The sequence below is a fragment of the Agrobacterium vitis genome, from assembly GCF_037039395.1.
Classification (GTDB): domain Bacteria; phylum Pseudomonadota; class Alphaproteobacteria; order Rhizobiales; family Rhizobiaceae; genus Allorhizobium; species Allorhizobium vitis_E.
Window position 1 is genome coordinate 2778430 of sequence record NZ_CP146242.1, and the last position, 20612, is coordinate 2799041.

Annotated in this window: 20 protein-coding genes; 16 read left to right on the plus strand and 4 right to left on the minus strand. The window is 58.3% G+C overall.

Features of this window, described 5'->3' with window-relative positions; translation table 11 throughout:
• Window positions 1–178: 178 nt before the first annotated feature.
• From V6582_RS15400 to V6582_RS15445, 10 genes are all read left to right on the plus strand, one after another.
• Entirely contained in the window at window positions 179–1525 is a 1347-nt protein-coding gene (locus V6582_RS15400; protein WP_156630792.1) for an alpha/beta hydrolase family esterase, read from the plus strand.
• A gap of 228 nt (window positions 1526–1753) precedes the next feature.
• Window positions 1754–2752, plus strand: coding sequence for an alpha/beta hydrolase family esterase (locus V6582_RS15405; RefSeq protein WP_197434295.1), 999 nt, complete (start codon window positions 1754–1756; stop codon window positions 2750–2752).
• Between the two features lie 4 nt (window positions 2753–2756).
• Window positions 2757–3593, plus strand: coding sequence for an urease accessory protein UreD (locus tag V6582_RS15410; RefSeq protein ID WP_156630794.1), 837 nt, complete (start codon window positions 2757–2759; stop codon window positions 3591–3593).
• 23 nt (window positions 3594–3616) lie between these two features.
• Complete coding sequence (locus tag V6582_RS15415) at window positions 3617–3919, plus strand: urease subunit gamma (protein ID WP_070149744.1); 303 nt, start codon at window positions 3617–3619, stop codon at window positions 3917–3919.
• Window positions 3920–3923: 4 nt separating this feature from the next.
• A complete protein-coding gene (locus V6582_RS15420; protein WP_070166557.1) occupies window positions 3924–4178 on the plus strand; it encodes a DUF1272 domain-containing protein in 255 nt (84 codons plus the stop codon).
• A gap of 94 nt (window positions 4179–4272) precedes the next feature.
• Window positions 4273–4578, plus strand: a complete 306-nt coding sequence (locus V6582_RS15425) for an urease subunit beta (RefSeq protein WP_015916908.1) — start codon at window positions 4273–4275, stop codon at window positions 4576–4578.
• Window positions 4575–4985, plus strand: coding sequence for a lysozyme inhibitor LprI family protein (locus tag V6582_RS15430; protein ID WP_156630795.1), 411 nt, complete (start codon window positions 4575–4577; stop codon window positions 4983–4985). Before V6582_RS15425 ends, V6582_RS15430 begins: the two co-directional genes overlap by 4 nt.
• A 15-nt stretch (window positions 4986–5000) precedes the next feature.
• Window positions 5001–5645, plus strand: a complete 645-nt coding sequence (locus V6582_RS15435) for a Urease operon accessory protein (RefSeq protein ID WP_156630796.1) — start codon at window positions 5001–5003, stop codon at window positions 5643–5645.
• Window positions 5646–5647: 2 nt separating this feature from the next.
• Entirely contained in the window at window positions 5648–7360 is a 1713-nt protein-coding gene (ureC, locus tag V6582_RS15440; protein WP_156630797.1) for an urease subunit alpha, read from the plus strand.
• 145 nt (window positions 7361–7505) lie between these two features.
• Complete coding sequence (locus tag V6582_RS15445) at window positions 7506–8051, plus strand: hypothetical protein (protein WP_234889586.1); 546 nt, start codon at window positions 7506–7508, stop codon at window positions 8049–8051.
• Window positions 8052–8166: 115 nt separating this feature from the next.
• On the opposite strand, the gene V6582_RS15450 is transcribed toward V6582_RS15445, so the two are convergent.
• Window positions 8167–9450, minus strand: coding sequence for a glycosyltransferase family 4 protein (locus V6582_RS15450; protein WP_156630798.1), 1284 nt, complete (start codon window positions 9448–9450; stop codon window positions 8167–8169).
• A gap of 606 nt (window positions 9451–10056) precedes the next feature.
• On the opposite strand from V6582_RS15450, the gene V6582_RS15455 reads away from it, so the two are divergent.
• The 6 genes from V6582_RS15455 (at window position 10057) to aidB (ending at window position 14588) form a co-directional block, all read left to right on the plus strand.
• Window positions 10057–10596: a peroxiredoxin gene (locus V6582_RS15455; RefSeq protein WP_156630799.1), complete on the plus strand. Its 540-nt coding sequence runs from the start codon at window positions 10057–10059 to the stop codon at window positions 10594–10596.
• 500 nt (window positions 10597–11096) lie between these two features.
• Complete coding sequence (locus V6582_RS15460; protein ID WP_197434296.1) at window positions 11097–11753, plus strand: GGDEF domain-containing protein; 657 nt, start codon at window positions 11097–11099, stop codon at window positions 11751–11753.
• Between the two features lie 199 nt (window positions 11754–11952).
• Window positions 11953–12414 carry an urease accessory protein UreE gene (gene ureE, locus V6582_RS15465; protein ID WP_156630801.1) on the plus strand — a complete coding sequence of 154 codons (462 nt, stop codon included), beginning with the start codon at window positions 11953–11955 and terminating at the stop codon, window positions 12412–12414.
• 6 nt (window positions 12415–12420) lie between these two features.
• On the plus strand, window positions 12421–13113 hold the full coding sequence (locus V6582_RS15470) for an urease accessory protein UreF (protein ID WP_156630802.1): 693 nt from the start codon (window positions 12421–12423) through the stop codon (window positions 13111–13113).
• 43 nt (window positions 13114–13156) lie between these two features.
• A complete protein-coding gene (ureG, locus tag V6582_RS15475) occupies window positions 13157–13768 on the plus strand; it encodes an urease accessory protein UreG (protein ID WP_070166548.1) in 612 nt (203 codons plus the stop codon).
• A gap of 1 nt (window position 13769) precedes the next feature.
• A complete protein-coding gene (gene aidB / locus V6582_RS15480; protein WP_156630803.1) occupies window positions 13770–14588 on the plus strand; it encodes an AidB family quorum-quenching N-acyl homoserine lactonase in 819 nt (272 codons plus the stop codon).
• A gap of 154 nt (window positions 14589–14742) precedes the next feature.
• Here the strand turns inward: aidB and V6582_RS15485 are convergent, their stop codons facing one another.
• From V6582_RS15485 to V6582_RS15495, 3 genes are all read right to left on the minus strand, one after another.
• Window positions 14743–15432 carry a Crp/Fnr family transcriptional regulator gene (locus V6582_RS15485; protein WP_197434318.1) on the minus strand — a complete coding sequence of 230 codons (690 nt, stop codon included), beginning with the start codon at window positions 15430–15432 and terminating at the stop codon, window positions 14743–14745.
• A 360-nt stretch (window positions 15433–15792) separates the two neighbouring features.
• Window positions 15793–19098 (minus strand): efflux RND transporter permease subunit, encoded by a 3306-nt coding sequence (locus V6582_RS15490; RefSeq protein ID WP_156630805.1) that lies wholly within the window; start codon window positions 19096–19098, stop codon window positions 15793–15795.
• Window positions 19099–19110: 12 nt separating this feature from the next.
• Window positions 19111–20481 (minus strand): efflux RND transporter periplasmic adaptor subunit, encoded by a 1371-nt coding sequence (locus tag V6582_RS15495; RefSeq protein ID WP_234889587.1) that lies wholly within the window; start codon window positions 20479–20481, stop codon window positions 19111–19113.
• Window positions 20482–20612 lie beyond the last annotated feature (131 nt).

A 20612-nucleotide genomic window follows, 5' to 3' on the forward strand; every position in this document is an offset into this window, starting at 1 on the left:
GATGTCCGGATCTGGAGCGTAAACTTCTGTTTTTGCTATGAAATGCCCATGTGTATTCATAGTATATTCACGCTTTGTGTTTGACGCATGTCAGCCTTGATCATTTGTCGTCAGGTTTCAGTTGAAGCCTACGGAACATGTGGTATTTTCCGCCGAGTGCTAATAACAAGGCGACCTCATGACATTCGATGAACTGACTGGCCTGCGGCGGCCGGGTTTTTTCGCGCGCACATCTGCCCGGACTTTGTTGTGCCTGTTCACACTTGGCGTTTCCATGGTGTTGCCGGGCGGCCTTGCCTACGCGGCGGGCGGCTGCGGCGTAACCGTCCGAGCCGGATTGCAGGATCTGTCATTCACGTCAGGTGGCATTGAGCGCACGGCGGTGGCCTACATTCCCCAAGGCTATACCGGCAAGGCCAAGGTGCCTGTGGTGTTTGATCTGCATGGGTCCAACAGCTTTCCCCGCGATCAGCTGGGTCGTAGCCAATGGTCCGACGTGGCGCGTGAAAACGGCTTCATCGTCATTGCTCCGCAGGGCGGGCTGAATGGCAAGGCGGAAGGCACCCATGCCTGGAACGTGCCGGGCGTAACCCCCGTGCCTGGCGTGACCGTACCGAATGCCACAGTCTCAAATGGGACGGTAACCAACGCAAGCCTGACAAGCTCGACTGCGCCCAATACGGCTGTTTCGCAAAATGCATCTGTTTCGCCAGGCGCATCTGTTTCTACAGTAACCGAAGCCAAAGGGCCGGATGATGCCGCTTATCTCAGCGACACCGTGGCGCTGGTCAAGGCCAAGTTCTGCGTCGATCCCGACCGGATCTACGCGTCCGGCTATTCGGGTGGCGGGCGGATGCTGTCGCAATATATCTGCAACGGCAATACCGATTTCTCGGCTGCCGGTTTCGTCATGAGCCTGCGGGCTGGCACGCCGCGCCAGGGCGTTGGCCCCGATCAGGGAAAATGGTTGCCCGATCCGCAAAGCTGCCGTCCGGGCCGTCCGGTGTCGATCATCGCCTTCTGGGGACTGAAGGACAATACCAATCCCTATGCAGGCGGCGGCAGGCCCTATTGGCAATATAGCGGCGAAGCGGCACTCAATCGCTGGGCCGAGCTGGATGGCTGCCAGGGCGAGCGCAAGATCGTCAAGGGGACGAAAATTTCCTCCGCGGAATTTGAGCGCTGCAAGGGCGGTGCCCGCATCCTGTCCTATACGATTGCTGACCAGACCCATGATTGGCCAGCTCAGACCGTTGGCTTCTCGCTGGCTGCCGCCAACTCCAAGGCAAAGGTAGCTGATGGCAAGAGCCAGGAAGACATGTATGCGGCCAAGCGGATGTGGGCGTTCTTCGACAGCGGCGATGGCCGCCTGATCGCCGACAATATCGCCAAAAACGCCTGTGCAGATGGCGCAAAACCGGCTGCTGGCGCAACGGCCTCTGTAAACCCTGCCTGCTCGGTGACGATGAAGGCCAAGGTCAAGCCGCAGGCGGTGGAAAGCCCGATGTCGGCGGACGCGCTGTAGAGGTTGCCGGGTTCGGATTGAACCAGTCAGTAAACAATGCTTCGCTTGTGTTTTTGACGCATCTCCAGACACCGAACCGCGACATGGTTTGGCAGGAAATGCTCTTAAGTATCAGCAAGCGATTGTCCTAATATTATGGATGGGGTGCTGCGCTTTGGTGCGGCACCTCTTTTTTGTTTTGCATCGTATTGGTCTTTTGCTACCGTAGCCCCCGCTGCGGAGGATTATATGCAAAATATTGAAAATAAATGCGAAAAACCTGTTCTGCGAAGAGTTGGTACTCTGTCCGTTGTGGCGATTGCGGCACTCGTTTCCCTTCTGACGCTCTCGACTGGCCCCGCCTCGGCAGCCGGTTGCGGTCAGCCCAGGGATGTGGGCCGTTATGATATGACGCTGACCTCTGGCGGGCATGAGCGGGTGTTTTCTTATTTCATTCCCTCCAGCTATAGCGGCCAGGACAAGGTGCCGGTCGTGTTTGATTTTCACGGGTCCGACAGCAATGCCAATGAGCAGTTGGACCGTAGCGAATGGGAGCGGGTGGCTGAGCGCGAAGGCTTTATCGCTGTCGCGCCGCAAGGGTCGATGCCCACCAAGCGGGCGGGCTATTTCGCCTGGAATGTGCCGGGCGTCGCCAAAGGCGAGGCCGATGAAGAGGCCTATATCCGTGATGTGATCAAGGCGGTCGAAGACAATTTTTGCGTCGATCCGGCTTCTTTCTATGCCACCGGCTATTCTGGCGGCGGGCGGATGGTGTCGCAATATCTTTGCGATGGACATACCGATTTTGCCGCTGCCGGTCTGGTGGTCGGCCTACGGGCCGGAACACCGAAGCGTGAAGGCGAGACATGGGTGCCGGATGCTGCGACCTGCAAACCGGCAAAACCGATGTCGCTGATCGCCTTTGCCGGGCTGGACGACAAGATCAACCCGATTGCCGGGCAGGGTCTGCCCTATTGGGGTTATGGCGCGGATGCCGCACTGCATCGCTGGGCGGAGCTGGATGGGTGCAAGGCTCCCACTGTCAAAACGGAAGGCCGGGTCGAGACCACGGATTATGCCCAATGTGCGGACGGCGTGCGCATCGCCTCCTACCGTTTGGCGGGGGCGGGCCATACATGGCCGGGCAGCACCGCATCGCTGAAGATCCAGAAGGTGATCGGCAAGGTTTCCTTCGATTTGAATGCCACTGATATGATGTGGGATTTCTTCTCGAAATCGAAGCGTTGAAGGCATGACCCTACAGCCCGCCACGATCATCAAGCCGCAACGCGCGAATGGTCGCGGACGGCTGGACACCAAGCTGTTTCAAGGGCGCAGCCGGTTGGAAACCTTCTTCCAGGAGGGTTGCGCCAAGATCCGTATTCCCGAAAGTTTCGATGGCCGGATGGAGGCGGTGCTGATCAATTCCTCCGGCGGGCTGACCGGTGGCGACCAGCTCGATTGGGCGTTTTGCGCCGGTGATGGCACCCATCTGACGCTGACCACCCAGGCCTGCGAGAAAATCTACAAGGCCGCCGCCGATACGGCGTCGATCAGCAGCCGCATCACGGTCGGCGAGGGGGCTGCGGTCCATTGGCTGCCGCAGGAATCCATCCTGTTCGATCAGGCATCTCTGACCCGCAGGCTGGAGGTCGATCTGCATGAGACATCGGAGTTTCTCAGTGTCGAGGCCATTCTGCTGGGCCGCAAGGCGATGGGCGAAGCGATGCGCCACGGCCTGGTGCGTGACCGCTGGCGTATCCGTCGCTCAGGGCGACTGATTCATGCCGAAGACCTGGCGCTATCAGGCGATATTGCCGATCTCTCCGCCGAAAAAGCGGTGCTGGGCGGCAGGGTTGCCTTTGCCACATTGCTGTATACGGGGCGCCAGGCGGAGGCGCATATGGCGGCGCTGCAACGGTTGACGAACCAGCGATCAGGGCTTGGTGAAGTTGGCATAAGCCTGTGGAATGACAAGCTGGTTGCCCGTTTTATCAGCAGCGATGGATTTTCCCTCAGAAAATTATTGGTTCCGGTGATTTCGGCCTTGCGCGACGGCGCGTCTGTGCCGAAAGTCTGGACCTTGTAACCGGCATCATCATCGGAGCACCCATGAATCTCAGCCCAAGAGAAAAAGACAAGCTTCTGATTTCCATGGCGGCCATGGTCGCCCGGCGCAGGCTGGAGCGCGGCGTCAAGCTGAACTATCCCGAGGCGATTGCGCTGATTTCCGATTTCGTCGTTGAAGGCGCGCGCGATGGCCGCGCCGTGTCCGAACTGATGGAGGCGGGTGCCCATGTCATTACCCGCGATCAGGTGATGGAGGGCATTGCCGAAATGATCCATGACGTGCAGGTCGAAGCGACGTTTCCCGACGGCACCAAGCTGGTGACCGTCCACGAACCGATCCGCTAACGCCATGCTGGAGCTTCGCCCCAACTGTGAATGCTGCGACCGCGATCTGCCGCCTGAAAGCCGCGAGGCGCTGATCTGTAGCTTCGAATGCACCTATTGCGCTGCCTGTGCTGAGAGCGTGCTGGCTGGTATCTGCCCCAATTGCGGCGGCGAACTGGTGCGCAGACCGATCCGCCCGGCAAACAAGCTCGTCAACAATCCGCCATCCACGACGCGGGTTCTGAAGGCGGAAGGCTGCAAGCCCTCACACGCGGCCTGATCGGTGATCCATCCGGCCGTTCCGGATGTATTATTTCATGCATGGACAATGTGGTCTTCCGGCCTGCCGGAAACCTATGACGGGAGAGACAGTGATGAAACCGGGTGAAATCATTGCCGCGAGTGGCGAGATCGAGCTGAATGCTGGTCAGCCGACCGTGACGATTGAAGTGTCCAATACCGGCGACCGTCCGGTGCAGGTGGGCAGTCATTATCATTTCTTCGAGACCAATGCGGGCCTGTCCTTCGACCGTGACAAGGTGCGCGGCATGCGGCTGGACATTCCGGCGGGGACTGCGGTGCGTTTCGAACCGGGCCAGACCCGGGAAGTGACGTTGATCCCGCTTGCTGGCAAGCGCGAGGTTTATGGCTTTCGTCAGAAGGTCATGGGGCCGCTATGACGCCTGTTTCGCGGCTGATCATGCTGGCAGGGTTTGGGGTGATGTCGTCTGGCCATGGTGTTCTGGCGCAAGCGCTTGATTGCAAGGACCCGAAAACCCAGAGCGATATGACGGCCTGCGCGGTGCAGGATTTCGACGCGGCGGACAAGGCCATGAATGCCCAATGGAAAATCACCCGCAAGGCCTTCGTTGAGCAGGACGCCACGCTGGACGATGATCTGAAGGGGGCTGAAAAGGCCTTGTTGAAAGCCCAGCGCGCCTGGATCGATTACCGCGACGGTCAATGTGAGGCGCAGGGATTTTATGTCCGGGGTGGCACGATGGAGCCGATGGAGGTTGCCGCCTGCAAGGCAGAGATGACGAAGACGCGGACCAAGGAACTGAAATCCTTGGCTGAAACTCGATAAGCGGATCGGACAGGCATGGATCGCAAGATCATGATCATTGGCAATGGTGAGGTTCCCCAGGAGGTTGCGGACGCCATTGATGCTGCCGATATGGTCATTCGCTTCAATGGCGCGCGCAATTTCGGCCTGGCCGGACACCGAACCGACGTGATGGCAGTGTGCAATACCGGCCGTCCCGCCAAGGCTATGCTGGCCGATTGCGCCTGGCGCAACAGCCCGCCGGTTGATACCAGCGGTGCGATCTGGTCGGTCCGCGATCCCGCCAAGTTCGAGGCGATGAAGCCGGAGATTCTGGTGAATTTTCCCGAACTTGACGATCTGTTTGAGGATCAAACCGACAAGTTTGCCGAATTTGCTCGCAGCAACGGCAAGGATCACGTCGTTCTGCCCGTTTTGGCCCATGAGGCCGCGGTGGCGGCATTGGACCCCTATGATCCCGGGCTCTATGTCACGCCGAGCAGCGGCCTGGTAGTGATGAGCCATGTTCTTCACGATCCGGCTTTTGCCGGAGATCGGATTTTCGTCGCTGGCTTTTCGCACAAGGGTTGGGATGGCCATCCTTTCGCTGCGGAACGGCAAGTGATCGACGCGCATATCGAGGCCGGGCGGCTGACGCGCCTTGGGCCTTCACCCTTATCTGTCCTGTCCCAAGGAGCCTGACCATGCCTTTCAAGATGTCCCGCGCCGCCTATGCCAGCATGTTCGGCCCCACGACCGGGGATAAAGTGCGGTTGGCCGATACCGAGCTGTTCATCGAGGTGGAAAAGGATTTCACCCATTACGGCGACGAAGTGAAATTCGGCGGCGGCAAGGTGATCCGTGATGGCATGGGACAAAGCCAGGCGACGCGCGTGGATGGCGCGGTCGATACCGTCATCACCAATGCGCTGATCGTCGATCACTGGGGCATCGTCAAAGCCGATATTGGCTTGAAGGACGGGCGTATCGTCGCGATCGGCAAGGCGGGCAATCCCGATACCCAACCGGGCGTGACCATTATCGTCGGTCCCGGCACGGAGGCGATTGCCGGTGAAGGCAAGATCGTCACGGCGGGCGGCATGGACAGCCATATCCATTTCATCTGCCCGCAGCAGATCGAGGAAGCGCTGATGAGCGGGCTGACCTGCATGCTGGGCGGCGGCACCGGCCCGGCGCATGGCACGCTTGCCACCACCTGCACGCCCGGTCCCTGGCATATTGCCCGAATGATCGAGGCGGCAGATGCTTTCCCGATGAACCTGGCTTTTGCGGGCAAGGGCAATGCCTCATTGCCCGGCGCGTTGGAGGAAATGGTGCTGGGCGGTGCCTGCGCCCTGAAACTGCATGAGGATTGGGGCACGACGCCCGGTGCCGTCGATTGCTGCCTGTCAGTGGCCGACGACTACGACGTGCAGGTGATGATCCATACCGACACGCTGAACGAAAGCGGCTTCGTGGAGGATTCCATCGGCGCCATCAAGGGCCGTACCATCCATGCCTTCCATACCGAAGGGGCCGGCGGTGGCCATGCGCCTGATATCATCAAGATCTGCGGCCAGCCGAATGTGATCCCGTCCTCCACCAATCCGACCCGGCCCTATACGATCAATACGCTGGCCGAGCATCTGGACATGCTGATGGTCTGCCACCATCTCAGCCCGTCGATTCCGGAAGATATTGCCTTTGCCGAAAGCCGTATTCGTAAGGAAACCATCGCGGCGGAAGACATTCTGCACGATATCGGCGCGTTTTCGATCATCTCGTCGGACAGCCAGGCCATGGGCCGGGTCGGCGAAGTGGCGATCCGCACCTGGCAGACGGCCGACAAGATGAAGCGCCAGCGCGGACGGCTGCCATCGGAAACCGGCGAGAACGACAATATGCGCGTCAAGCGCTACATTGCCAAATACACCATCAACCCGGCGATTGCCCATGGTCTCTCCCATGAAATCGGCTCGGTGGAAGTGGGCAAGCGCGCCGATCTGGTGATCTGGAACCCGGCCTTTTTCGGCGTCAAGCCGGATATGGTCCTGCTCGGCGGCTCGATTGCCGCAGCCCCGATGGGCGATCCCAACGCCTCGATCCCGACGCCGCAGCCGGTGCATTACCGGCACATGTTCGGCGCCTATGGCAAGGCCCGCACCAATTCCTCGGTCACCTTCGTGTCTCAGGCCTCGTTGGATGTGGGGCTGGCCCAGCGGCTCGGCGTTTCCAAGCAATTGCTGGCGGTAAAAAACACCCGCGGCGGCATTTCCAAGGCATCGATGATCCACAACAGCCTGACGCCACATATCGCGGTTGACCCGGAAACCTATGAAGTGCGTGCCGATGGCGAATTGCTGACCTGCGAACCGGCCACCGTTTTGCCGATGGCGCAGCGGTATTTCTTGTTTTGAGGGGTGCTATACAATGAGTCATTGAATGACTCATCGTATTCCTTTTGCAAATATCCCAAGCCGTGCAAGCATTTGAGATATTTGCAATCTCTTCAAGGCGAGGATGCATGAGCATGTCAGAGCCTTGGTATTATTGCGGCCTGTGATGATGTCTGAACGTGACAATCAATCCTTCTTGCAGGAAAGTCTGCAAGTTCTTGTCGGTCTACCTCTCAGCATTGCGCGCAATGCGGCAGATATGAAAGTTTTCCATTTCGGCTCTATTCGCCCCCATCATTCAGCAGGCGGAAGAACGGGAACGGTGGGATCGCACGCGCTCCATATTCAATGTTCCTGGCGGATTGTCACGGAGAATGGGATTTTGACGGGGTCCTCGGATCGTTTCATGGAGCCTGAGGAGGGTGCTCCTGTAAACGTGGATGATCCTCAATTCGGTACGTTGCAATTCGTCCGGATTGCGGCCTTGCTGCAAGGTTACGACGAAGCCACAAAGTCCTTTGTAAACGCCGGGGATTATCTCATCGTCCAATCCGTAACATGCGACAGATATTGTGGAGCCGATCTTCAATTGTCAGGGGGCTATCGCCTGCAAATTTTCCCGGATGGTTCGCAGGCCGAGGACTGGCGTTTCATGGAGAATGAAGGACGGCACATCGTTATCGAAGGCGGAAAAGTGGATGTGGTGGGCTGATAGCCCACATCTACTTTTCCTTAAATTTATTGGAATTGAAGAGGCGGCGATGCTTTAACGTCCACTCCCGTCGCCCTCTTTCAAAGGCAGGCAGCATCGCCACTTAAAGTTGCCATCACCCTGAAAACGGTTTTTGCATCAGCCCGGAAGAATTATGGCCCGTCCGGTACTCATTCAGGGCCTCCACGTAAAAATCGTCCCAGAATTCATTGGCATCCTTCGCCGAAAACATCGTCTTTGCGGTGCGATAGGCGGCCTGGCGCATGGCTTTATAGGCATTCTGGTCGGCCATGACGGCGACGACTTCGTTCAGGCTTTCCTCGGCCAGTCGTTCGATCTCACGGGCATGGATCTCGGCAAATTCCGGCGTGCTGCGGTCGTCGGCAATGTGTTTCCACTCACCAATGTCAGTGGTCTCCATGTCGAGCAGGATGCCGTTCTGTCGGTGCTTGATGAATTCCGGCAGAGCGCCCTGTTTCGTGGCGATCACCGGCACGTAATTGGCCTCGGATTCAATCACGCTGAAACCGAATGTGTCGCAAAATGTGGTCAGCAGCGAGAAATGTGCGTTGCGCAGGATTTTCAGCACTTCGCTATTGGGAATGTTCTGGACATGGCGAACATTCGGCAGGCTCAGCAATTTGCGGTAACGGTCGAAATAACCGGGCACCAGCGGGTCCGTCCAGGACATCGGCCCGACTTCTACTGTGGAAACGATATCGACTTCCAGCGGAATGCCGCGCTCCATGGCCAGTTCGGCCATGCGCACGCCAACGCAACCGCCCTTGCGGGCAAAATGGTTTCCGACGAAGACGATACGGATCGGCCCCTGGTTTTCGTCGTTGAACGTATCCGGCCGCTCGTCGATTTCCATGTTTGGATAGCGCATGAACAGCTTCCGGTTCAGCACCTCATAGCCAGGATTGTTCCTGTGGGTCTTCTGAAAGATCCGGCGCGCATGTTCGGAGATCGCGCCGATACCAAGACAGCGGTCGGAAAGCAGACGCTGGGTCATGAAGGTATAAAGGGCGGATGTCTCAATCCCAAAGCCGCGCGGCAGGTGCGATTCAAAAGAGATCATGAAGGGCGTCGCGCTCATCGGTATGCGGTTGAACGCATGGATGAGGTCGAACCGGCGCGGCGGAAATGGCGACAGCACCGTGATGCCTTCCAGCTTCGGCGATACATAGTTCATCGGCACGAAATTGCGATTTTCGATCATGTGCCGACTTTGGCGCGGTGAGTTGAAACGCCAGGGGTAACGGGTCGGTGCCAGCACCGACAAACGGGTATTTCTGATGGAGGGGTCCCGGTCGCTGGCTCTGCCCACCGGACCATTGGTGTCTTCTGCGACTGGCAAGACGTGCCGGGTCATAGGCTGCTTTTTCGCATTCAACATCGTTTCCGTCTCCAACCCTACCCAGTACCAAAAAAGATCTTCTGTCGGCGATTGGCATTCGAAAGCCTGTTTCGATGCCTGAATTTTTTGTAAATTCTTAACAAATCGTTAAGGTCGAATATTTCCGGATTAAAATACGCAGCAAAGTTTTTTGCAATGCTTCAAGTTCTGTTTTGTCTGTTTTTTTATGTGATAAGAGCCGTCAGCATCGACCATTAAAGGTATAGATCTTAAAATAGGGCAATAATGTGCTATTATGAAGCTTTGTTAAAGTTGTGATCGGTTGCGTACGTTGCTGTCGAGGCTATGGCGGCCAATGCATCGCAGTTGGTCTTCTACACAGAGCTCGCACGAGAACGGTTGCCGCTTTTGAGCTTTTGCCGCGTGAAAATCGAAACCGGCCATTATTGGCAATGCCGGATTGGCAATGCCGGATGGGGCCGCCATGCACTATGCGCATGTCAGGCATGCTGCGGCATCCAGCACGCTGTTTTATGCTGCGCCGCACATGGTTATGCGGTAATCGAAGGGCTGATCCAGGTGGCCCGGTAAAGGCCGCTTTTCATCATTTGTACCCTTCATCATGTCTATCAAAGGAGATCAGCGATGCTTATCGGCAGAAAAGTGCCCAGCGTCACGTTTCGTACCCGCGTTCGAGATGAGCAGGTCGGTGGCCCAAACCCCTTCCGTTGGCAAGACATGACCTCGGATGATTACTTCAAGGGTAAGAAGGTCGTGCTCTTTTCGCTTCCGGGCGCCTTCACCCCCACTTGCTCGACCTTCCAGCTGCCGGATTTCGAAAAGCTTTATAGCGAGTTCCAGTCTGCCGGCATTGACGAGATCTACTGCATTTCGGTCAATGACGCCTTTGTGATGAATGCCTGGGGCAAGCAGCAGGGCCTGGCCAATGTCAAGCTCATTCCCGATGGCTCCGGTGAATTCACCCGTAAGATGGGCATGCTGGTGTCCAAGGACAATCTCGGCTTCGGCATGCGCTCCTGGCGTTATGCGGCTATCATCAACGATGGCGTGGTGGAGCAGTGGTTCGAGGAAGAGGGCTATTCCGACAATTGCGATAGCGACCCTTACGGTGTCTCTTCGCCGCAGAATATCCTGGAAAAACTGAAGGAAAAGCAGGCGGCGTAAGACGAAGGCTCATTTTCAAAGAGCCTCCTTACGCGTGGTTAAACACCTCTGCGAGACCAGAAAAACCCGGCTGCGTGCCGGGTTTTTTCGTTTCGGGGATGCGCAGGCTGCTGGTATTTCCATTGCAGCGCCGCCCACCCGACATGGTGCAAAACGCTTGGCTGTATTGCTTTATGCAGGCGCGCCCCTGCCTTTGCCCGGATGATCTGTTTTGGCTGTTCGTGTATTGAAACGATGCGATGGCCCATCCAATCAATCGTTAAAATTCTAGGTATTGATTTAGGAAACGACACACAAAACAGGCCTATCCCAGAGAAAAGCAGAGAAGGGGGCGGCAATTGATTCGAATATTGAACTGGCTTTCGCTGCGCCGAGGATTTGAAGATCTCTCGCAACGGGGAAATGTTTTCAGCTTTGTCATGCACTTGATGTTTTCATCCGTTTCGCTTGCTCTGGGCTTTCAAATCGTCGCCCTGCCGTTCTGTTGGGTCTTGGGTCTGATGCCGATGCCGCTCATCGACGCGGTCAAGCTCAGCGTGGCGATGAGCTGGCTGTTGGGCAGTTTCGGGGCGACGATCACCGGCGTCTTCGTGGCGCGTGAAATCCGCAGTCTCGCCATCGCCAAGGCCAAATACGAGCATTTGAGCCGGATTGACGGTCTGTCCGGCCTGCTGAACCGCCATGCCTTTTCTGAAGCGCTGGACCAAACGGAGGGGAACGCCTCGCTGGCCATTGCCGATCTCGATTGGTTCAAGTCGATCAACGATGCCTACGGCCATAGCGCAGGCGATTTCGTCATTCGGGCCGTGGCAGACATTCTGTGCCATTTCGCCAGTAATCCGCATGTCACCGCCAGGCTTGGCGGCGAGGAATTCGGTCTGATCATCCAGGGCGACACGATCCAGCAGCGGTTTGAGCGGATCGACATGATCCGCCGCAGCATTTCCGACCTTCGACTGCATTTCGACGGTCGGCTGATCTCGACCTCGATCTCGATCGGCGTTGCGGAAATTTCGCCGGAAAGGCGGCCGGAAGTGGTTTATGCGGCGGCCGACCGCGCGCTTTACCGTGCCAAGGCCAACGGACGCAACTGTATCGTGCATGAAATGACCCATGGCCCGCAGCCTTTGAAACAGGCTATCCAGGCCGTCTCCTGAACGGCTCGATCATTGCTTTGATATTTGCGATAACAAGTGACGCAGGTCCATTTGCCTGTTGCGCCCGGCCTTTATTTTGCGCAAACTTGGTGCTTGCCAAGGATGGAGCCTCGCTAAAAGGCTGTCGGCCAAATCCGGTTTAGGACATTGATATCTGCGTTGCGGAGCCACGGGCGATCCGCAGGGCCATGGAGTGCCGATGCTGCGTGTTATCTCTTATCTTCCGGCCAGGGACGCCCTTGATCCGGCGGTATCGACGGTTGTTCTGGCCCATGACATGCGCCATCTGCGTCGCAAGCTGTTGCATCTAGCCGATGGCGAGATGGTGATGCTGGACCTGAAGGAAGCGGTGCTGTTTGCCGATGGCGACCGCCTGGTGCTTGAAAACGGCGATCAGATCGCGGTGAAGGCCGCCGATGAGCGGCTCTACGCAATTGAACCGCGCGATGGGCAGCATTTGCTGGAGCTGGCCTGGCATCTTGGCAACCGCCATCTCCCTGCCCAGATCGAGCCGGATCGCATCCTGATCGGTCGTGATCCGGTGATCCGCGCCATGCTGGAGGGCCTGGGTGCGACAGTCAGCGAAGTCGTGGAGCCATTTCAGCCGGTGCGCGGCGCTTATCACAGCCATGGGTCACATGCCCATCACGCCCATTCTTGATCAACCATGACCATTGCTCTCGACACGCTCGGCCTGATCCGGTTGATGACATGGCTCTCGCCGGCCTTTCCCGTGGGTGGTTTTGCCTATTCCGGTGGGCTGGAAAAGGCGGTTGAGGATGGGTTGATCGAGGGTGACGGCACCGCCACCGGGCGCCAAGAGGCGTTGCTGGCCTGGCTGACATCGCTGCTGGACCATGGCGCAGTTTGGAATGACGCAGTGCTTCTGGCTGAGGCCTGGCGGGTTTGGAATGTGCCGCAGTCCCTAACCGGCGTGTCGGATCTGGCGCTGGCGCTGGCCGGTTCGCGTGAGCGCTATCAGGAAACCACGGCACTCGGCGCGGCGTTTCGCGATGCGGCCCGCGCCTGGGCGGACCCGTTTTCGGCCCAGCCGTCCGGCCCAGTTGCCTATCCGGTGGCGGTGGGGGCGGTGGGTGCCAGTCAGGGGATAAGCTGCGAAGCCGTGCTTGCCGCCTATCTGCATGCAACTCTGTCGCAGCAGGTCTCGGCGGGTATTCGCCTCAGCCTGATCGGCCAGACCGGTGGCCTCACTATTCTGTCGCGGTTCGAGGCGCCTGTGGCAAGGCTCGCTGCCCGGGCCGTCCAGACGGGGCTGGACGATCTTGGCAGCGCCACGATTGCCGCGGACATCGTTTCGGCGCGTCATGAAGGTCAAGCTGTGCGACTGTTCCGGTCGTGATATCGCCAGCTTAAAAAGCTTGGATAATAACAAGGGGAAAAGCATGAAATCGGCAAATGGTCCGTTGCGGGTCGGAATTGGTGGCCCGGTCGGCTCGGGCAAGACGGCGCTGACGGAAAAGCTGTGCAAGGCGATGCGCGACCGCTATTCGGTGGCCGTCGTCACCAATGATATTTACACCCGTGAGGATGCCGACGCTTTGATCCGCATGCAAGCGCTGTCCTCCGACCGGGTGGTCGGGGTGGAGACCGGCGGCTGTCCGCATACGGCGATCCGCGAGGATGCGTCGATCAATCTCCAGGCGATTGCCGGACTGAACGAGCGTATACCCGATCTTGACGTGATTTTCATCGAATCCGGTGGCGACAATCTGGCTGCGACCTTTTCGCCCGATCTGGCCGATGTGACGATCTATGTCATCTCGGTCTGTCAGGGCGAGGAAATTCCCCGCAAGGGCGGGCCGGGCATTACCCGCTCGGATCTGCTGGTCATCAACAAGAAAGACCTCGCGCCTTATGTCGAGGTCGACCTCGATGTGATGGATCGCGATGCGGCGCGTATGCGCGAGAGCAAGCCCGTCGTCTTCACAGATATGAAACGTGGCGAGGGTGTTGGTGACATCGTCCGCTTTCTTGAGAGCCATGGAGGCCTTTGACATGAGGGATACACGTCGTTTCGGGCACTATGATGTGACGATCATGGTCGATGGTGTGTTTAGGGCGCCGATTGAACATCTGGATCACGCCAGCAGCGAAGTGGTGCGAGATGCGGCGGTCGCGGCGTGGCCGGCACCCACCATTGACATGGACGTCAATTTTTTCGTGCTGTCGGGTGCTGACGGCATTACCTTGGTCGATGCAGGAACAGGACCTTATTGGGGACCTGAATTGGGGCTCGGCAGGGCAGCGCTTGAGCGGGCAGGAATAAGCCGTGCTGATGTGCGTCGGGTTCTCCTCACCCATTTGCACGGTGACCATGCGCTGGGCCTTTTTGACGACGCCGGACAATATTTTGCAGACGCGGAAATCGTCGTCCCGGAAGCGGATCTGGCCTTCTATACGAAAGCCGAGCTGAAGGAGACCATCCCCATCTATCGGCGCGGTGGATTCGACATTGCTGCCCGCCTGCTGGAAATCTACGGCGATCGGGTGCGACCCGTCCTGGAAGGGCCGGTACTTCCTGGAATAGAGGTGGTTTCCATGCCCGGCCACACGCCTGGTCATTCCGGCTATCTGATTGGCGAGGGGGCGGAAAAGCTCGTGCTTTGGGGCGATCTGGTACACGCGCCCAAGCTTCAACTTGATGATCCCGATTTCTGCTTCATCTACGATGCGGATGCACGACAGGGCGCCAACAGCCGCCGGACCATCTTCACTCATGCAAGCGAAAAAGGCTGGACTGCCACAGGCGGCCATGTCTCCGGTTTCGTGCGGGTGGAAAAAGCAGACAAGGGCTGGCGTTTCATCACGGCCTGATCTTTGAGGAAACCGGGAAAAGCAAAAGGGATAAAGCGGTTAACTACCCCATTTACCGCTTGTCCCTTTCACCATTTTCGACCTTCGAGCCTTGGTATTATATAGCAGAGGCGACAGGAACAGATCTTTTGGCCTTTGAGCGATGCGATGCCTGTCAAATCTGTCGGAGTGCGTTGACATCGTTGATCTGAACCATCCGGCCGCGCACGGTGACGCCGCTGTGCCGCAGGGTGGAAAAGGCGCGTGACAGGGCTTCCGGCGCAAGACCCAGCTTGCCGGCCAGCAGGCTTTTCTGGAAGGGCAGGCGGATCGACACAGCACCGCCACCATTGGGGCAATTGTCGATCAGATATTGCGCCACGCGTTGCGGAGCGGTTTGCAGCCGGTCATTGGCAATGCAATCCATGGTGCTGCGCAGATAATTGGACAGGCAGCGGATCACTGAACGGGCGATGTCGTTTTCCTGCTCTGCAAGCTGGCGTACTTTGGCAAGGTCAAATCGCGCCACTGTCACATGTTCCGCGGCCTGGGCGTTATAGTGATAGGTATCGCCCATGGCCAAAAGGCTTTCGGCAAAGGTATCGCCACCGCCGCTGATGCGAATGTCGGCTTCTCGTCCGTCCTTGTTCAGGCGATAAAGGCGGACATAGCCGGTCAGCACGCAATAGAAATAATCGGCGGGGTCGCCCTCGCGAAACAGAATATCGCGGGCCTCGAAGCTCAACACTGTCGCCAGTTCCAGCATCCGGTTTAAAGAGCCGGGGCCGAGCGTGGCCATCAGGGGTGATTTTACCAGAATATTGCGATCGCGACTGTTCAAATTCAAAACCTTGTTCACGGCCAGACCGTCCTTTTCCTTCAGCCCTTGCGCAGCAGCGCCCGCCTGATAGCGGTATGGTTCATAAGGGGAATGGGTGGTCGCAACGGCTCGGCCTTGCGCGGAACATCATAGCTGTTCCCACTGGTGCAAGACGGCGCCCTCTTTCCCACCATCGGCCCCCGCCACTGGTCGATGGGAGTAATCTAATGGGAAAACCGCGCCGATGATTTGATTTCGATCAATAGCCAATTTCAATCACAGGTTTGCGTGATTGCAGCTCGATTCAACGAATTATGCAGGGGGCATCGGGTCGAAAACTGAACCCGGCACGAGGCGATACGCTATGGTTGCCATATCGCCTCGTGGGATCAATGGATTTTCGTCTCAGTCCCGTCCGAACGGTCCTGCTGAGAGCCGTCTTGGCGGATGGGCAGCACCGGCTTCCAGGCCATCCACCCGCGCTTCGAGCGTGGAGATCTGGGCCGAGGTCTGGTCGTGCAAATCGGTGAGGGTGGCGGTATCGAGCGGCTCACGTTCCTGTTCCTTGGCGCCGACCAGCCTGCCGAAGATGACGCCCAGCAGGCGTGACAGATCGTCCATGACAAGGAAGAAAGAGGGAACGACGACAAGGCTCATCACCGTCGAGACGATGATGCCACCGATCACGGCGATGGCCATGGGCGAGCGGAACGAGCCGCCTTCGCCAACCCCGAGCGCCGAGGGCAGCATGCCCGCCGACATGGCAATCGAGGTCATGATGATCGGTCTGGCCCGCTTGCGGCCTGCCTCGACCATCGCTTCGACGCGTTCCATGCCGTGGCGGCGCATTTCGATGGCAAAATCGATCAGCAGGATGGCATTCTTGGTGACGATCCCCATCAGCATCAGGATGCCGATCAGCACGGGCATGGACAGCGCATTATGGGTGATGATCAACGCCACGGCTACCCCTCCCACGGCTAGCGGCAGCGACAGAAGGATGGTGAAGGGCTGGATGATGTCCTTGAACAGCAGGATCAATACGATCAGCACCAGCAGCAGGCCAAGGATCATCGCATTGACGAAGCTCGCCAGCATTTCCTTCTGAACCTTGGTGTCGCCGGTTTCCTTCAGATAGACGCTGGCGGGAATCTTGGCGGCGGCAACGGCCTGCTTGAAGGCCGCCGTTGCCGTATCGAGCGCCACGCCTTGCGGCAGGTCGGCCCCAATCGAGACCACACGGTCGCGGTGATTGCGTTTGATCGAGCTGATGCCTTGCGTGTAGTCAATATCGACCACGGTGGAGAGCGGCACCATGGAACCGGCAGCAGACTTGATTTTCAACGCCCTGATGGCGCCAAGGTCGCGACGCTGACCAAGGGCGGCCTGAACCCGGATCGGGATCAACCGGCCATCCAGCGAGATTTTCGGCAATTGCGCGTCGATATCGCCGATGGTTGCGACGCGAAGGGTTTCGGAGACCTGCTGGGCGGTAATGCCCAGTCTTGCCATTTCATCGGTTTTCGGGCGGATCTGCAATTCCGGGCGCGGCAGTGAGCCATCGGCGCTTACATTGGCCAACACAGGTACGGTGCGCAATTTCGCTTCCAGAATGCTGACTGCCTCGGTCAGATCCTCTTCGTTCTTGGAGAGGAAGTAGAACGCCATGTCGCGGGCACCGCGATCATTCATCTTCTGGACGCGAATATCGGGAATGTCGTGCAGCTTGGCAAAGACCAGTTTTTCGATCTGCCATTGCGGAATTGTACGTCCATCGACGGTCATTTTCGGCAGGTGAGGGCCGATCAGCGGCAGGCCACCGATCAGTTTGTTGACCACGGTTTTGACCAGCGAATGCTCGATGCGGAACAATTGCAGGGTCACGGACGCCCGCCGCAGTTCCAGATCGCCACTGGGCGAGGTACCGCCCTGGACAAAGACCGATTGCACGCCGGCAAGCGGTTTAAGGGTCTCGGTGATCTGCCTGGCCCGGCTTTCGGTTTCATCCAGTGTGGCATTGGGCGGCAGTTCTATTGAAAGCGTGATGCGCCCGGCATCTTCGGGCGGCAGGAAGCTGGTGGGAACCTGCATCAGCAGGCCGACGGATACCACCAAAAACACCAGCGCTGCCGCCAGCGTCAGATAGCGGCGATACCATGTGCTGGTGGTCCTATGAACCAGCCGCGTATAGAGCCGCATGAAGCGGCCTTCCTGCCCTTCGTCCTCATCATGGCCGTCTTCCGGCCGCATCAGGTAGGCCGCCATCATCGGGGTGATCAACCGGGCGACCAGCAGTGAAAACAGCACGGAAAAGGCCACAGTCAGGCCGAATTGGATGAAATACTGACCGGGAATCCCGCCCATGAAGGATACCGGCACAAACACCGCCACGATTGTGAAGGTGGTGGCGATGACGGCAAGGCCGATTTCGTCGGCAGCCTCGATGGCGGCCCGATAGGGCGTCTTGCCCATCTTGATATGGCGGGCGATGTTTTCGATTTCGACGATGGCGTCGTCCACCAGAATGCCGGTGGCCAGTGTCAGGGCGAGGAAGCTGACGAGATTGAGCGAAAAGCCCATCATCTCGAGAATCCAGAAGGTCGGTATGGCGGAAAGCGGCAGGGCAATGGCCGAAATAAGCGTTGCCCGCCAGTTTTTCAGAAACAGGAACACCACGATGACCGCCAGGATTGCCCCTTCCAGCAGGGTATCGATGGCGGCGGTGTAATTGCCATAGGTGAAGTAGACGAAATCGCTGATCAGGTTGATGCCGACATCAGGATTTTTGGCCCGCACCTCATCGAGGCTCTTGGCCACCAGTTCGGCGACGGCCACGTCGGAGGCGCCCTTGGAGCGGAATACCGAGAAGGACACCACCGGCTGGTTGTTGAACAGGGCGAAACTTTTCGGCTCCGTATAGCTGTCGATGATCCGGCCAAGATCGGCAAGCTTGACGAAGCGGTCCGAGGAAATGGCAATGGTGGTGGTGGCGAGCGCCTGGACATTGCGGGTATCGCCCAGCACGCGGATCGCCTGTTCGGCGCCAGCCACCTGGCCCCGGCCCGAGCCGATATCGACATTGGTGCCGCGCAATTGCTTGTTGACATCGGCGGCGGTAATGCCCAGCGCGTTCAGCCGATCCGGGTCCAGCTCGATACGGATCTCGCGGTCGGCACCGCCGATCCTGTCGATGCGGCCAATGCCTTTCTGGCCCTGGAGCGCCCGTTTGATCGTATCATCGACGAACCAGGACAATTCTTCGAGCGTCATGTTCGGGGCGGAGACGGCAAAGGTCTGGATTGCCTGGCCTTCGACATCGACTTTGTTGACGATCGGCTCATCGACGCCGGCGGGCAGATCATTCCTGATCCGATCCACCGCATCTTTGACATCCTGAACCGCCTGCTGGGTGGGAATTTCGATGCGGAACACCACCGAGGTGACCGACACGCCGTCATTGACCTTGGAGGAAATCTCGTCGACGCCATTGATCGAGGCGACGGCATCCTCGATTTCCTTGGTCACCTGCATTTCCAGTTCCGAAGGCGACGCCCCGCTCTGGGTGACGCTGATCGACACGACAGCCACATCGATATTCGGAAAGCGGGTGATCGGCAGACGATTGAAGGACTGGATGCCCAGCACCATCAACAGGAAGAAGCCCAACAGGGGGGCTATTGGATTGCGAATTGACCAGGCCGAGAAATTCATCGTCTTGCCTCGTCAGTTGGAAATTGCGCCGGTCTGGCTCACGGTTTCAAGCACCGGCCTGACCTTGTCGCCATCGCGCACGAAAGCCCCAGCTTTCAGCACCACCAGATCGCCCGGCTTGACGCCAGAGGTCACCAGGATAAAGCCGTTTTCGATAATGCCGGTTTCGATTTTCACCTGCCGGACCACGCCGTTTTCCACGATGCGGGTAAAGCTGCCGCCCTTGCCGCTGTCGATTGCCGATAAGGGCAGGGCAATGCCCGAGGCGGAGGTGATGGTGATCAGGGCGCTGGCATACATGCCCTGACGGGCGGCATCGTTATCATCAAGCAGAATATGCACCTCACCGAGCCTTGTCGTGGGGCTGACGGCGGGAGAGATCAGCCGCACATGGCCGCTGATCGGTGTTGCCTGTCCGGCAATGGCGATTTCGGCCGGTTGGCCGATCCGCATTTTTTGCATATCGCTTTCGGACACTTCGGCCACCAGCTCGATTTTGCTGTCGCGGATAATGGTGAACAGCGGCTGGCCGGAGCCGGCAGCAATCGCGCCGATGCGGGCATTGCGGGCGGTGGTCAACCCGCCGAACGGCGCCTTGATATCGGTACGGGCCAGTTTCAGGTTGAGATCGGCGACCTGGCTGATCACCACTTTCAGCTCCGCCTCGGCGATGGCGATGGACTGGCGGGCGCTGTCCACCTTGTTGCGGGCATTGATGGCGGAGGTCTCATATTGCTGGACCTGAGCGGTGGAAATCGTGCCCCCCGAGACCAGCGACTGGCCGCGCGCCAATTGCCGTTCGGATTCTGCGGCACTGGCCTGCGCATCGATCAACTGGATCTTGTACTGGGCAAGCGAGGCCTCGGCCTTGGCCTGGTTGGCGGCATACTGCGCCTTTTGCAGGATCAGGCTGTCGCCGTCCAGCGTCGCCAGGACCTGACCCTCCTTCACCTTGTCGCCGACATCGGCGAGGAGATTGCGAATGGCTATTCCATCCACTTCAGGCTGGACGTAAATTTCCTCCACCGCCTTGATGCTGCCGGTGCCGATCACTTTGTCGGTCAGGCTCTGGGTGCTGGCTTTGGCAACGACGATGGCCGGGAGCTGGGCATCGGTACTGGCTGCGGGCTGAGGAGATTGCGCGTTCGCGGCAGGTACAAAACCGCCCTGGCTGACCGACAGCAGCAGCGCCAGAACGAGGATGATTGGCCTCACGCGCAAAGTTCCAACCTGACTGTCCGTCACCCCTGGTATCCTCCCAATGCCCGATCCATCACGGTCCCATCTATCACGCTGGCTCAAGGCCTTGCGGATGAAGGCAGGGTGGGCGCGAGCCTTTTTCCCGGGGCGCGCCGCGACCAGAGACGATACGATTTCAAACATGTCTATTCAAATCCCTGAGGATCTATGGAAAATCCATAATACGCTAATATTGTCGAAATGGTTTTAAATACAATGCCAAGCTTGCCAATTGGCGGAAAACCCGGGTTTTTAATAAGGTCACGTTACGACAG

Coding starts and splice junctions, on each gene's coding strand:
- V6582_RS15450 (WP_156630798.1), bottom strand. CDS start 9,450: ATGTTGAATGCGAAAAAGCAGCCTATGACCCGGCACGTCTTGCCAGTC.
- ureG (WP_070166548.1), top strand. CDS start 13,157: ATGAAATCGGCAAATGGTCCGTTGCGGGTCGGAATTGGTGGCCCGGTC.
- ureE (WP_156630801.1), top strand. CDS start 11,953: ATGCTGCGTGTTATCTCTTATCTTCCGGCCAGGGACGCCCTTGATCCG.
- V6582_RS15435 (WP_156630796.1), top strand. CDS start 5,001: ATGGATCGCAAGATCATGATCATTGGCAATGGTGAGGTTCCCCAGGAG.
- V6582_RS15415 (WP_070149744.1), top strand. CDS start 3,617: ATGAATCTCAGCCCAAGAGAAAAAGACAAGCTTCTGATTTCCATGGCG.
- V6582_RS15445 (WP_234889586.1), top strand. CDS start 7,506: ATGATGTCTGAACGTGACAATCAATCCTTCTTGCAGGAAAGTCTGCAA.
- ureC (WP_156630797.1), top strand. CDS start 5,648: ATGCCTTTCAAGATGTCCCGCGCCGCCTATGCCAGCATGTTCGGCCCC.
- V6582_RS15405 (WP_197434295.1), top strand. CDS start 1,754: ATGCAAAATATTGAAAATAAATGCGAAAAACCTGTTCTGCGAAGAGTT.
- V6582_RS15430 (WP_156630795.1), top strand. CDS start 4,575: ATGACGCCTGTTTCGCGGCTGATCATGCTGGCAGGGTTTGGGGTGATG.
- V6582_RS15470 (WP_156630802.1), top strand. CDS start 12,421: ATGACCATTGCTCTCGACACGCTCGGCCTGATCCGGTTGATGACATGG.
- V6582_RS15425 (WP_015916908.1), top strand. CDS start 4,273: ATGAAACCGGGTGAAATCATTGCCGCGAGTGGCGAGATCGAGCTGAAT.
- V6582_RS15495 (WP_234889587.1), bottom strand. CDS start 20,481: ATGTTTGAAATCGTATCGTCTCTGGTCGCGGCGCGCCCCGGGAAAAAG.
- V6582_RS15460 (WP_197434296.1), top strand. CDS start 11,097: ATGCCGATGCCGCTCATCGACGCGGTCAAGCTCAGCGTGGCGATGAGC.
- aidB (WP_156630803.1), top strand. CDS start 13,770: ATGAGGGATACACGTCGTTTCGGGCACTATGATGTGACGATCATGGTC.
- V6582_RS15420 (WP_070166557.1), top strand. CDS start 3,924: ATGCTGGAGCTTCGCCCCAACTGTGAATGCTGCGACCGCGATCTGCCG.
- V6582_RS15410 (WP_156630794.1), top strand. CDS start 2,757: ATGACCCTACAGCCCGCCACGATCATCAAGCCGCAACGCGCGAATGGT.
- V6582_RS15455 (WP_156630799.1), top strand. CDS start 10,057: ATGCTTATCGGCAGAAAAGTGCCCAGCGTCACGTTTCGTACCCGCGTT.
- V6582_RS15490 (WP_156630805.1), bottom strand. CDS start 19,098: ATGAATTTCTCGGCCTGGTCAATTCGCAATCCAATAGCCCCCCTGTTG.
- V6582_RS15400 (WP_156630792.1), top strand. CDS start 179: ATGACATTCGATGAACTGACTGGCCTGCGGCGGCCGGGTTTTTTCGCG.